Annotated in this window: 7 protein-coding genes; 5 read left to right on the forward strand and 2 right to left on the reverse strand. The window is 53.5% G+C overall.

From position 1 onward, the window contains the following. The first annotated feature begins 60 nt into the window (after nt 1-60). From Q4E93_RS30160 to Q4E93_RS30170, 3 genes are read left to right on the forward strand one after another with little or no spacing between them, the layout of a single operon-like run. On the forward strand, nt 61-1,140 hold the full coding sequence (locus tag Q4E93_RS30160) for a sensor histidine kinase (protein WP_303591660.1): 1,080 nt from the start codon (nt 61-63) through the stop codon (nt 1,138-1,140). Further along, complete coding sequence (locus tag Q4E93_RS30165; RefSeq protein ID WP_303591661.1) at nt 1,137-2,177, forward strand: sensor histidine kinase; 1,041 nt, start codon at nt 1,137-1,139, stop codon at nt 2,175-2,177. Before Q4E93_RS30160 ends, Q4E93_RS30165 begins: the two co-directional genes overlap by 4 nt. Before the next feature lie 12 nt (nt 2,178-2,189). Next, nucleotides 2,190-2,972 (forward strand): LytR/AlgR family response regulator transcription factor, encoded by a 783-nt coding sequence (locus tag Q4E93_RS30170; RefSeq protein WP_303591662.1) that lies wholly within the window; start codon nt 2,190-2,192, stop codon nt 2,970-2,972. Here the strand turns inward: Q4E93_RS30170 and Q4E93_RS30175 are convergent. Further along, nucleotides 2,950-6,027: a ligand-binding sensor domain-containing protein gene (locus tag Q4E93_RS30175; protein ID WP_303591663.1), complete on the reverse strand. Its 3,078-nt coding sequence runs from the start codon at nt 6,025-6,027 to the stop codon at nt 2,950-2,952. The genes Q4E93_RS30170 and Q4E93_RS30175 overlap by 23 nt on opposite strands. A 135-nt stretch (nt 6,028-6,162) precedes the next feature. On the opposite strand from Q4E93_RS30175, the gene Q4E93_RS30180 reads away from it, so the two are divergent. Beyond that, the gene (locus tag Q4E93_RS30180) at nt 6,163-8,544 is read left to right on the forward strand and encodes an ABC transporter permease (RefSeq protein ID WP_303591664.1); all 2,382 of its coding nucleotides are present in this window, start codon (nt 6,163-6,165) and stop codon (nt 8,542-8,544) included. Between the two features lie 26 nt (nt 8,545-8,570). On the opposite strand, the gene pulA is transcribed toward Q4E93_RS30180, so the two are convergent. Beyond that, complete coding sequence (gene pulA / locus Q4E93_RS30185) at nt 8,571-10,541, reverse strand: type I pullulanase (protein WP_303591665.1); 1,971 nt, start codon at nt 10,539-10,541, stop codon at nt 8,571-8,573. Nucleotides 10,542-10,714: 173 nt separating this feature from the next. On the opposite strand from pulA, the gene Q4E93_RS30190 reads away from it, so the two are divergent. After that, nucleotides 10,715-13,147 (forward strand): ABC transporter permease, encoded by a 2,433-nt coding sequence (locus Q4E93_RS30190; protein ID WP_303591666.1) that lies wholly within the window; start codon nt 10,715-10,717, stop codon nt 13,145-13,147. The last annotated feature ends 7 nt before the right edge of the window (nt 13,148-13,154 follow it).

Consider the following 13,154-nt stretch of genomic DNA (forward strand, 5'->3'; position numbering starts at 1 on the left):
CGGTGATTTAGGTGTGGGGGTTTGGATAGGAATTGGTTTTTTTGTATTAATTTGAACGGTATGGCACTGAAAAGGTATAGTAAGATAGAACCGAAGATATTCCTGTTCTTCATGGGACCCTATACCGTGCTGATCAATATGCTGTTGTTTGGCAACTGTGTCTTTGGCTCGGCCAGTGCTTTTTTCGTTCGCCTTGGAACTTCCATCCTGTATTTTGCTGTTATCTACTCGGTATTCGGCATGGCGGCCATGCTGGTGAAGCGGCGGTTCCCGGGAGATCATGAACTGTTCAGGCGTATTGGCATATTGCTGCCCTTGTTTTGTGTGATGAATATGCTGACAGTGCAGGGGGTGTACCTGCTGTACGAGAAATTATCGCTGGGCGCTTGTACGGTGCGGCGGGAGATGGAGTGGTGGGTGACGGCTTATGGCTGTCTGGCGAGCGCCATACTTACCTTCATCAACGAAGCGGCCCTGGGTTGGGAGAAATGGAAGAATGCCATGACGGAGACCAACCGGCTGCAGAGCGCGTACCAAAAGAGCCGGCTGATGAGCCTGAAACGCCAGCTGCATCCACATTTCCTCTTCAACTGCTTTAACACGCTCTCCAGCCTGATACAGGAGGACGAGCAGGATGCGGAAAGGTTCCTGGACGAGCTGACGAAAGTATACCGTTACCTGTTGAAAGGAGAGGATGAGCAATTGGTGAGCCTTAGCGAGGAGTTGAAGTTCATCGATTCCTATTTGTACCTGGTAAAGACCCGTTTTGGAGCGGCGCTACGGGTGGCCATCGACGTGGATCCGCAGGAATGGACGAAGAAGATAGCGCCCATGAGCCTGCTGATCGTATTGGAGAATATTATTTACCGGAACGTATTCAGCAAGACGCAACCGCTGCAGATAGATATCCGGACAGAGCGTGCCGTGGGAGGTGCGTTGCCATCCCTGCCGAGTCTGCTGGTCGCCAATACGCTGCAGCCGAAGCCTGTTACCGGAGATGGGTTTGACCAGGAGGAGGCATTGGATGACCTGGTGAGCAAGTACAAGCTGCTGGGGCGGCCGGAAGTGGAGATCCATGAGTCTCCGTCCCGTCGCAGCGTTATTATTCCACTGATCGAACTAAACGAACTGCTGCTATGAGGTTCTCAAGACCATTAAGAATACAGACAAGGAGCTTCTGGCTGTCGATGCCTGTCATTACGCTGATGTGGAATGCTATCCTGTATCCGGGCCGGTTTCTTACGGACTGGCGGGTGTGGTTTATTTCGTGGCCCATCATATATGGCATCGGGATCGTGAGCTGGTATTTGCACATCCAATATGACCATGCCATCCGGCGGAAATTTCCTTCGCTGAAGGAGACGGGCAAAAGGATCTTCTTCAAAACTTTTACGAACCCGTTGGTAATGACGCCTTCGGTACTGCTGATATTTTATCTCTACGACTATTTCCATATATTGGGTTATCAGCTCCGGACGGCCGACCTGAAATGGGGCTACCTGATAGGGCTGGCCATCAACCTGTTGTTCGACACTTTGTGGGAGGTGCTTTACCTGCTGGAGAAGTACCGGGAGAGCCTTTCGGAGCGGGAGCTGCTGGAGAAGATGAGCATGGAGCATGAGTTCGAGAATCTGAAAGGGCAGGTGAACCCACATTTTCTATTTAATTGTTTCAATACGTTGTCCTCCCTTATCGAAGAAGACAAAAAGGAGGCGGAACATTTCCTGGACGAGCTGAGTAAAGTGTACCGTTATCTGCTGCGGAATAATGAAGAGGGGATCAGTACGGTGGAGAAGGAGGTAAAGTTCATACAATCTTATTATGAGTTGCTGCGGACCCGGTATGGAGAGGGTTTGCAGCTGAGCATCGAGATAGACAGGCGTTATTATCCTTATCAGCTGCCTACTTTGAGCCTGCAGCTGCTGGTGGAAAATGCCGTCAAACATAATATCGTCTCCCGGCAGCAGCCGTTGGTGATGGAGATCTTCACTACGGCGGGCAACAAGCTGGTGGTGAATAATAACCTGCAGAGAAAGACCATGAATAAACCTTCCACACAGATTGGGCTGAGCAATATCCGTGCTAAATACAGGCTGATGAAGCAGGACGGCTTCCAGGTCGTGGAGGGGGAAAAAAATTTTATGGTGGTATTACCATTGATCTGGAACAACAATTAAAAACGAACTACTATGAACATACTGATCGTCGAAGATGAGGACCTGGCCGTAAAAAAGATACAAAAGACGCTGCTATCCGTGGATAACAATGCCAGGGTGGTGGGAGTTACCGACAGCATAAAGGGGACGGTGGAATGGCTGCAGCAGCATCCGGCCCCGGACCTGATCTTAATGGATATAGAGCTGGCGGACGGTCAGAGTTTCGAGATCTTCAAGCTGGCGGAGATCAAGAGTCCCGTGATCTTTACCACCTCTTATGACGAATATGCGTTAAAGGCCTTCAAGGTCAATAGTATCGATTATTTACTGAAGCCCGTGCAAAAAGAGGAGCTGCAGGCTGCCCTGGAAAAATATAAGGAGATGAAGAAGCGCTATAGCGCAAAAGAAGGAGAGGCCGAGGAGGCGCGGTTGGACAGTCTGCTGAAGGAATTGCGGAGCCGCCTGGAGCCGAAGGAATACCGTCAGCGTTTTCTTGTGAAGCATGGTCAGAAGCTGGTGAGCATTGAGATCGGAGAGATCGCTTATTTCTTCAGCGATGGCCGTTTGAACTTTTTCAAGACAGTGGACAACCGGAAATTCGTCGTGGATTATACGATGGACGAGCTGGAGGACATGGTGGACCCGAAGCAGTATTTCCGGATCAGCCGAAGCTTTTATGTCTCGGTGAACTGTATCGATAAGATAGAGGAATATTTCGGGAACAGGCTGATCCTGACCTTAAAGCCAGCCGTGGACAAGGAGGCGCTGGTGAGCCGGGAAAAAGTGACAGATTTTAAAAAGTGGATGGGCAAATAAAGAGGATGGCCGTCCCTTTCTCATCATAATGCATTTCCAGGGTGCCGCGGACCGCGTGGGCCCTGGATCTCATCTCTTCCAGCAGCCGGATGGACCGGCTGTTCCTTTCGTCCATGTGCGCGCCCGCGGAAAATAATGTCAGGTGCAGGTGGGGGCGCTGGTAGTCCAGCTGGACCAGTATGCCAGGGACCTTCATTTCTTCGGCCAGCAGTCTGAGGGCAAGCTTGTATATGAGGACGACTTCATGCCTGATGGTCATATCAGGTTTGAGGGAGCGAAGCGCATCATCGGCATCCAATGCAATGCGGGTCCCATGGCGTTGGGAAAGGGCGCCTGCAAACTCTTTCATCCTGTCTACGGCACGGTCCATCGTATCATTGGATGGATCGATGCTCCACAGCATATCGTCCAGGGAGATGATCATGTTGTGGCTTTGGTGGTGGATCTCGTTGATGTAATTGATTGACTGTTGCGGATCTTTCTCCGCCTTGATACGGGCGATCTCGCTCAGCACGTTGATATTTTGCAGGGCTTTATTGATCTCCTGGTGCAGGTTGTCAGAAATATTGCTCCGCATTTTTTCCATCACTGCTCTTCGCTGCATCCGCTGTCTGTCCAGCCAGTATAAGAGGGCGGCGCCCAGCAGCAATACAAAGGCCAGGAACCACCATGTGCGCCAGAAGGGGCTTTTGACGTGGATACGCAGCTCGCGGATATGGGGACTGGTGGCATCCTCCGCATTGCGGGCGTATATGCGGAAAGTATAATGTCCTGGGGGAAGCCAGTTATAGACGGCTTCATTGGATTGCATAGTGATCCAGTCCTTATCCAGGTTCTCCATTTTATAGAGGACTCCAAAAGAGCTAAAAAAAGTGAGTGTGGAGAAGGCGATCCTCACTGCGTTGTCGCCATAAGGTATTTCCAGCTCGGGGAGACGGGAGATGGAATCCATGGGCAGCCATTTGTTCGACACGGAGATATTGGTGATCTCCACATCAGGCGGATTGCGTAGGGTGGCACCGACTTCCGCCGGCTGAAAGACGACGATATCATGGGTGGTGCCCAGGGCGATGCGGCCGTCTGCCAGCGTGCAGGTGGCCGCTATATTAAAAGCATTTGTGCTGATGCCATCCTCTTCCTGAAAGACATTCCTGATCTGGTTGCGCTGGTTGAGCCTGCAAACGCCGTCCCGGGTGGTGATCCACATATAGCCCCGCCGGTCCCGGACGACGTTGTCGACGCCTTCGAAGGGAATGCCATCCCCATGCTCCACCGGGCGTATGCTGTCTGTGTGGATATTCAGCAGGTAGAGGGTATTGCTGGCCATGGCATACATGCTGTCCGAAAATTGGATGATATCGGAGGCGCCGATGCCCGGCAACCGCCTGCCATCCTGACCTTCGGAGGTATAATGATGCAGGATCGTGCCGTCGGCGGTCCTGATGTGGAAGATGCCGTTCTGGAAGGTGCATGCCCAGAGGTCTCCTTTCCAGTCTATGTACAGACGATAGACGCGGCTGCGCAGGTTTTGTATGATGGAGAAGGTATTGGTAGCGGCCTGCCATTTGACGAGCTTACCTCTTTGGGTCCCCAGCCAGAGGTCTCCGTTGCTGTCCTCTGTGATCTGGCGGATGGTGGAATTTTCACAGGCAGGCGGGACGATGCGTTCGGTGGTTTGAGTGGCAGCATGGGAGACGATCAGGATACCGCTTTGTTCGCCTCTCCAGATGTCTCCGTTGGGCCGTTGATGAATGCACCAGGTGCCTCCTTCGCCCAGGCGATGACCTTGCCGGACATACCAGCGGTCTACCGGGTGAAATGCGCTGTCATAAGTAAAGAGGCCGCTGCCCCAGGTGCTGACGAGGATGTCGCCCTCTTTTGTTTGCAGGATATCCGTTACTTCCGGGGTATAAGCTGAGTCTTTTTCCGGGCGCCGATTTGCAATGGTATGGAATCGCTGTTCCGACGGGTTAAAACGATAGACCCCTTTGTCGGTGGCCAGCCAGACCTCGCCTTCCCTGTCTTCGAACAGCTGGTGTACAATGTCGAAATAGATGCCGAACTCATTGGCCACGCTGGTCCTCATGTTCTCGAAGACATGGCTGTTCTTCCGCAGGCTGACCAGGGCGTTGATGCCAGCCATCCAGATGGTGCCGTCCTTTTGTTCGTGGGCGATATGGATCTCATAGTACTCTCCGCGGACGGCTTTGAAAAGGGCCGTATGCCAGGTCTCTTCCTTACCTGTCGCCGGCTGAAAGGAGTAGCAGGAGAAAGCGCCATCCGATGGCCAGGAGACCAGCCAGAAACGGCCGCTCTTATCGCGAAGAGAGGGACCGGTGGAGAGCAGGTGGCCATAGCGGTCGATGAGGGGGTCATGGCTGGCGTTATGCCCCCTGTAGGACAACAGGTGTTGGGCGGGGTCATATCTTACCAGGCCCGAATCGCTGCCGACATAGTAGGTATGGGTGACCGAATCCTGGAGGAGGCAAAAAGTCGTCCAGCCTCTGGGCATTTCAAAAGGGATGGCGGCCCTGGTGAACGTATGGGTCTGCCCGTCATAGGCCACGGGGAGGGCGCCTCTGAAAAAAAGCATTACATGGCCTTCGAAGTCCGTGCGAAGATAGCCTTCCAGCCTGGTGAGATCGGCCGCGGGCATGTCCACCTCCACCGGATGATAGTGGAGGTCATCCAGGTCGATGTAGCCTATCTTGTTATACTGACTGAGCACCCAGAGCCTGTTTTGTTTATCCAGGCGGAGGTCCAGGACATTATCGTTGGGGATGGAGCGGGGATCATTCTGCTTGTGGCGATAGAGGAGAAAGCGCTGGCCGTCATAGCGTTCAACTCCTCCCATCGTGCCGATCCATATATACCCTTTCGGGTCCTGCTGTATGGCCGTGGTAACATTGGAGGCCAGACCGTCCCGGACACCCAGATGAGAAAAAAGGTATTGCTGCTGGGCGTGGAGGGCCGGCGCGCATAACAAGAACAGGCAAGCGAGGAGGATGCCGTGTATGGGGATGGCTGTGGGATATGGGAGCCTTAAGTATCTCATGTTCAGGAGGCTAATGTAGGAAACTCCTGGCGGAAAGGGGACCGGTTCATACGGGGAATTTTACAATTCATGCACCGTTTTTGACAATTCATACAAGAGAGGTAACATTTTCGGGCGACTGGCGACAAAAGGGGTATGTTGAAGCACCATCTTACCACCGCCTGGCGCAACTTGCGGAAGCATAAACTGTATGCGCTTATTAACCTATCCGGCCTGACGGCCGGCGTGACTGTCGCTGTTCTCATCGGTCTATGGATATGGGACGAGTTGTCATGGGACAGGGTTCACGGCAACTATAACAGGCTGGCACAGGTGATGGATGTGCAGACGGTGGACGGGGTGCCTACAACCAGTGATGCCAATGCTATTCCATTGGCAGAGGAGCTGCGGAAGACTTTTCCGGATGATCTCAGAGGGGTGGCCCTTTTTTACCCTCTTTTTACACATACGGTGACTGTGGGGGAAAGGAAGCTGCCGGCGCCTGGCAGTTGGGTGCAGGCGGATCTACCGGAGATGCTGACCCTTCACATGCTGAAAGGCCGCAGGGATGCCCTGCGCGATCCATCCAATGTGCTGTTGACGAGATCGCTGGCCAACCGATTGTTTGGGAGCGCCGATCCCATGAATAAGATCATTAAGCTGGACAATATGGCAACGGTGAAGGTAGGGGGTGTGTATGAGGACCTTCCCGAGAACTCGACCTTTCATGATGCGCAGCTATTGTTGTCCTGGGATAAGGCGCTGACGGTGATGGATTGGTTCAAAGGCGTGCAGGGGGATTGGGGGGTACGTTACTGGAAGATCTATGTGCAGCTGAGCGATCGGGCGGAGATCGGGAAGGTGAATGCCAGGATCAGGGATATGATGAAGGTGCATACGAAGGACAGCCGTGAGGTGATCTTTTTGCATCCCATGGAAAAATGGCATTTGTACGGCAAGTTCGAGAATGGCATGGCGGTGGGCGGTCGTGTGGGTATCGTGCGGCTTGTCGGGCTCATTGGGGGCTGCGTGCTGTTGCTGGCTTGTATCAATTTTATGAATTTATCCACAGCGCGTAGCGAGCGGCGGGCCAGGGAGGTAGGTATACGTAAGGCGATCGGGTCGTTGCGGGGGCAATTGATCCGGCTGTTCATCGGGGAGTCGATGCTGGTGGTGTTCTTTGCCTTTGTTCTGGCTGTGGTGGCGGCGGGGTTATGTTTGCCTGGTTTCGGCAAACTGGCCGGGAAGGAATTGGCGATGCCCTGGGGGAGTCTGGCGGCGTGGGGTGTTATGGTGTTGTCCGGTGTTGTTACGGGGTTGGTGGCCGGGAGCTATCCTGCGTTTTATTTGTCCGGTTTTCGCCCTGTGAAAGTATTGAAAGGAGATATCAGGGCCGGCCGGGGTGTTTCGCTGGCGCGAAAGCTATTGGTCGTGGTGCAATTTGTCGTATCCGTCACCCTGATCATCAGTACGATGGTGGTGCGCCGCCAGATCGACTATGCGCAGGAGCGGTCTGTGGGGTATATGCGGGAGGGGCTGATCACTGTCACCATGAACAGCGGGGATATCTATGGGGTACCGTATAATACTTTGCGGGATGAACTGAGGCGAACCGGGATGGTGGCGGATATGACCAAGTCCTCCAGTCCTGCTACGGAGGCGCCGTGGACAGCGAATGATATCGACTGGAAGGGGAAGGCGCCGGGAGCTAATCCCGAGATAGGAGTGGTGATCGTAACCTATGACTATGGCAAGACGATGGGCTGGCGTATAAAAGAGGGCAGGGATTTTTCCAGGAGCTTTACATCCGACACCGGGGGCATTGTGCTTAACCAGGCGGCTGTGCGTTTGATGGGGTTGGCGAAGCCGGTGGGAGAGGTCATGCGTTTGGAGGGGCGGAAGCATACTGTGATCGGCGTTGCGGAGGACATGGTGATGGCCTCGCCTTATATGCCAGTGAAGCCTACCGTCTTTTGGCTGAATTATGACGCGATGTCACTGAATTCAATGACAGTCCGGCTGGCGCCGGGAGTGCCTGTGCATAAAGCGCTGGCAGCGACGGAAGGGGTATTCAAACGGCTGGCGCCGGGAGGGGCTTTTGAATATAAGTTCATAGATGAGGAATATGCCCGCAAGTTCTCCGATGAGGTGCGGATAGGCCGGATCGTTACCGTGTTTGCGGTGCTGGCCATTTTCATTTCCTGCCTGGGTTTGTTCGGGCTGGCGTCCTTCGTTGCGGAGCAGCGGACGAAGGAGATCGGCATACGGAAGGTGTTGGGAGCGCCGGTCTTCGGTATCTGGAAGATGCTGACGAGGGAGTTCCTGGTGTTGGTGCTGGTGGCAAGTGTGGTTGCTATGCCGCTGGCGTGGTATGTCATGCAAAGATGGCTGCAGCAGTATGCTTACCGGGCGGGATTGAGCTGGTGGATATTTGTGCTTTCGGCTGTAGGGGCGGTGCTGATCACGCTGCTGACAGTAGGGTATCAGGCAGTCAGGGCGGCCATGATGGATCCGGTGAAGAGCTTAAGGTCGGAATAGCGGATGGTTAGGTTGGGAGGGGATTATTATTTCAAATAAAGGATCACGGCAGCGTGAGGCGGGAGAATGGTGTTTTTGGTGTGGGAGCCCTTGCTGCCATCCATGGACAGGGCTGTGTTCCAGGTACCGGGAGGAAGGGACAGGTTTTTTTCCATGTCGCTGCCGTTGAAGGCGACCCAGATCTTTTTCCAGCTGTCCTGCATGGCTGCTCCGTCGAGTGTATATGCGATGGCGCCGGCAGGAGCTTGTGAATCAAACCGGATATTTTGCGCGATCTGGCTACCAGTGTACATGCGGAATGCGGGGTGCTGTTTGCGGAGGCGGATGAGGTCTTTTACGTAGGTGGTAATGTCCTGGTATTGGGACATTCTATGCCAGTCGAGCGCGTTGATGCTATCGCCGGTGTTGTACGAGTTTTCCACTCCATGTTTTGTCCGGCCGAATTCAGTGCCTGCGTGGAGGAAGGGGATGCCCTGCGAAGTAAGTAAGATGGCCAGGGCGAGCTTGTGCATCTGTTTGCGCGTCTCTTCCGAGGCATCCGGGCAGGAGAGGGCCAACTTGTCCCAGAGGGTATTATTGTCATGGCATTCGCAGTAAGTGATGACCTCATCGGGAGACCATGCGAATGGAGCTTTGGAATAGTTGACCTTGTCATAGGCTATCTGCGGGTGGGGGCATGCGGCGGCAATGCCGAATCTGACGGACTCGGTGGCCTCTGCTTTGCCGCTGGCGAATCCTTTATCATGGATGTCGAATACGCTGCCTTTGATGCCGTCGCGGAAGTCATCGCCGAAGACGGCTATGTTGTGGAGCTTCCGGACATTTTTTTTCAGGGCACGGAGCGAGTCGGGCAAGGGACATTCACCTGCGGTCCATCCTTCACCGTAGAGGAGGATATCAGGTTTGATCGTCCGGAGCGCGTCGGCGATGTCATTCATCGTCGTTATGTCATGCACTCCCATCAGGTCGAAACGGAAACCATCGAGGTGGTACTCCCTGCACCAGTACATTACGCTTTCCAGCATGAACTTTCGCATCATGGGTCGCTCGCTGGCCGTCTCGTTGCCGCAGCCGGTGGCGTTGGAAAAGGCGCCGTTCTGTTGCTGGCGGTAATAATAGCCAGGGGCCAATTGGTTGAAGTTCGAGGCTTCCGTTACGCCCGTATGGTTGTATACCACGTCCATGATCACGCGCAGGCCGTTGCGGTGGAAGGCGGCGATCATTTGTTTCAATTCTTTAATTCTTGCGATGCCATTGGATGGATCGGTGCTGTAAGAGCCTTCGGGGGCATTGTAGTTCAGCGGGTCGTATCCCCAGTTGTATTGGGGGAGGTCGGGGCGGCCTTCGTCTACGGAGTTGTAGTCAAAGAAAGGCAGCAGGTGGATATGGGTGACGCCCAGGTCTTTAAGATGGGCAAGGCCTGTAGGAAGGTCTTCGGGGCTTTTTGTATCTTCTTCGGCGAGGCCAAGGAATTTGCCCTTGTTCCGGATCCCGGAGGAGGGGTGGATGCTGGCATCACGGATATGCAGCTCATATATAATGGCGTCGGTGAGGCGGTGGTTTTTTGAGAAGGAAGGGCTTTTGTCTTGCGCCCATCCGGGGGGATCGGTGGCTTTAAGGTCGAAGATCAGGGCTTTTTGTCCATTGGCGCCTACGGCTTTTGCATAGGGGTCGGGTACGGCATGGCTCCAGTGGCCGTCGATGCTGACCTGGAAGTTGTACCAGATCCCTTTGTTGTCACCATTCAGGCGGACATGCCAGGTGCCGCCGGCGCTTTTTTGGAGGGGGATGGTTTGGTATGGGGAGATGTCATTGGCATGGTGATAAAGGTTGATCCTGGCGGCGGCTGCTGTGGGGCTCCATATGCGAAATGTAGAAAAGGGGGCAGTGTAATGGAGGCCCAGATCCTTGCCTTTGTAGACAGGGTATTGATCGTATCTTATTTGTGTGGGGGCGGCTATCAGGAAGAAGGGTAGGAGCATCAGCAAGGGGATCATGGTGTGTATACTTTACACTAAGATAGTGTTTTGCATTTGTTCAGGCAACCGGACAGGAGGTGTATCGAAAACGAACAGGCTCGTAGATGGTTTTTTGTTTAATATATTGATTTTTATGTTTTTATAAATGTGGAGGCTTTTTTGTAAAATTCAGGAAGAATAAAATTAACCTGATGATACGCAATTATTTTCTCACTGCCTGGCGGAACCTAAAGTCCAACCGCCTGAATTCTTTTATCAATGTAGCGGGGCTGGCGGTGGCTTTTACCGTATGTATCCTGTTGTTTTTAATGGTGCATTTCGAATTTTCCTTCGATCAATTCCATAAGAACGGGGACCGGCTTTTTATGGCGTATAATCTAAGTCACACGGCTGATGGGGATGAAAAAGGGGAGGCATTCGGTTATCCTGCGGCGCCGACCTTCAAATCGGAAGTGCCAGGGATCGTCAAGACGACCAGTGTCCATTCGGGGGGCCGGGGTATTCGTTATAAGGAGAAGGAAGTGAACAAGGATATACTACTGGTGAGTCCGGATTTTTTCAGCATGTTCAGCTTCCCGGTGATCTCAGGGGCCGGGTCTAACCCGTTGTCGGATGTAGGCAATGTGGTGCTTGGTCAGTCTGCCGCTGCCGCGGTATTTGGAAAAGAGGAGGCGGTGGGTAAGACGGTGAAGGTGAAGATAGGGGGTGTATGGAAGGATCTGCTGGTGACTGCCGTGCTGCAGGATGCGCCTGAAAATTCTTCGCTTCAATTCAACATCCTGGCGCGGATAGAGCTCAGCAGGGATTATGCTGAAGATAAAAATGAGTGGAACCACCAGAACCACCCGGTGTATGTGCAGCTGGCGCCTACGGCAACGCAACAGCAGGTGGAAGCGCGACTGAGAGACCTGGTGAAGAAAAACAACCTGGCGGATGATAAATACATGAAAGCGAAAGGATACCGGAAGGATGCGAATGGAGATATGTTTGCAATCAGGCTGGCGCCCTACACCTCGCTGCATTTCGATACTGAACTGGGAAGGGGCGCCACCGTGTCCAGGAGTTATTTGTATATCCTGGTCCTTATAGCCGTGGTGGTATTGGTCATTGCCTGTTTCAATTTCATCAATCTCAATGTGGCCCGGGCTTTTACCCGTGCGAAGGAGGTGGGGGTACGGAAGACGATCGGCGCAGGGAAGGGGCAGATCTTTTTCCAGCTGTGGACGGAAAGTTTCTTGTTATTTACATTGGCCCTGATCATAGCACTGGCGGCGGCCTTGTTGCTGTTGAAGCCCTTCAACCGCCTGTTTGTAGAAAGGCTGACGATGCAGGCATTGTTTCAGCCATTGGTGATCATCCCGGTGCTGGCGGGCGTGTTCCTGGTGTCATTTATGGCGGGCGGTTATCCTGCCTGGCTGGTGGCCAGATTCAAGACGGTGGAAGTATTGAAGGGCAAGGTTTCCGTGGGGCGAAGTTCGCTGCTGCGCAATGGGCTGATCACCTTTCAGTTTGTGCTGGCGAGCCTGTTGATCTGCAGCACCATTGTTATTTACCGTCAGTTCCAATATATGCGAAATGCGCCATTGGGATTCGAGCAGGAGTCAGTGATCAGCATACCTGTAAAGAACGAGGAAAATTCGCTCCGGTATATCAGCGAGCTGCGGCGGAAGCTTGCCGCGCAGCCGCAGGTGGAGTGGGTGTCGGGCAGCTCAGCGAATATCGGCATCGGGGAGGATAAGAGTCAAAGCAACTGGAGCATTGGTTTTGACTATGACGGCAAGGCAATCATGACGGAGATGCTGACGGTGGACTATGATTTCCTGGAGACGCTGGGAGTAAAGCTGCTGGACGGGCGCAGCTTCAGCAAGGAATTTCCCACGGACACGGCTGCCAATTCCAGGAATGTGATCGTAACGGAGAGCATGGCACGCCAGTTCGGTGTAAAAAAAGTTGTGGGATTATCTTTCTATTCGGACAGTTCGGCGCCAAAATGGAATATCGTCGGGTTGATCCCGGATTTCCATCTGCATTCCCTGCATGAGAAGCTGGGTGCGCTGACGCTGCAGATGGCGAAGCAACATTCTTCCCTGGGGTATATATTCGTGAAAGTGCGGACGAATAATCCCCGGCAGGCGATGGCCATTGTACGGGATGCGTACAAGACGATCGAACCGGACAATACGACTAACGCATCCTATCTTACAGAAAATACCTATCGCTGGTATGCGAAGGAGGAGCGGTTGTCGACGCTGTTCTGTTCGGCAGCCGTGATTGCCATCCTGTTGTCCTGCCTGGGGCTTTTTGCTATTGTATCGCTGGTGATCGGCAAGCGACGCAAGGAGATAGGGGTGCGCAAGGTACTGGGGGCGTCCGTGTTTGGCATTACGGGGCTATTGTCGAGGGAGTTTATCAGGCTGGTGGCGCTGGCTTTTATTATTGCAACGCCTATTGCCTGGTATTTCCTCAGTAAATGGCTGCAGGATTTTCCCTACCGGATCGTGCTTAGCTGGTGGATCTTCCCGCTGGCGGGGGTGTCGGCGCTGGTGATTGCGTTGGGGACAATCAGTGTGTTGACAGTGCAGGCTTCGCTGGCGAACCCGGTGAAGAGCCTCAGGAGTGAGTAAATGTGTA

It is taken from the genome of Flavitalea plasmicola (assembly GCF_030546645.1).
Classification (GTDB): domain Bacteria; phylum Bacteroidota; class Bacteroidia; order Chitinophagales; family Chitinophagaceae; genus Puia.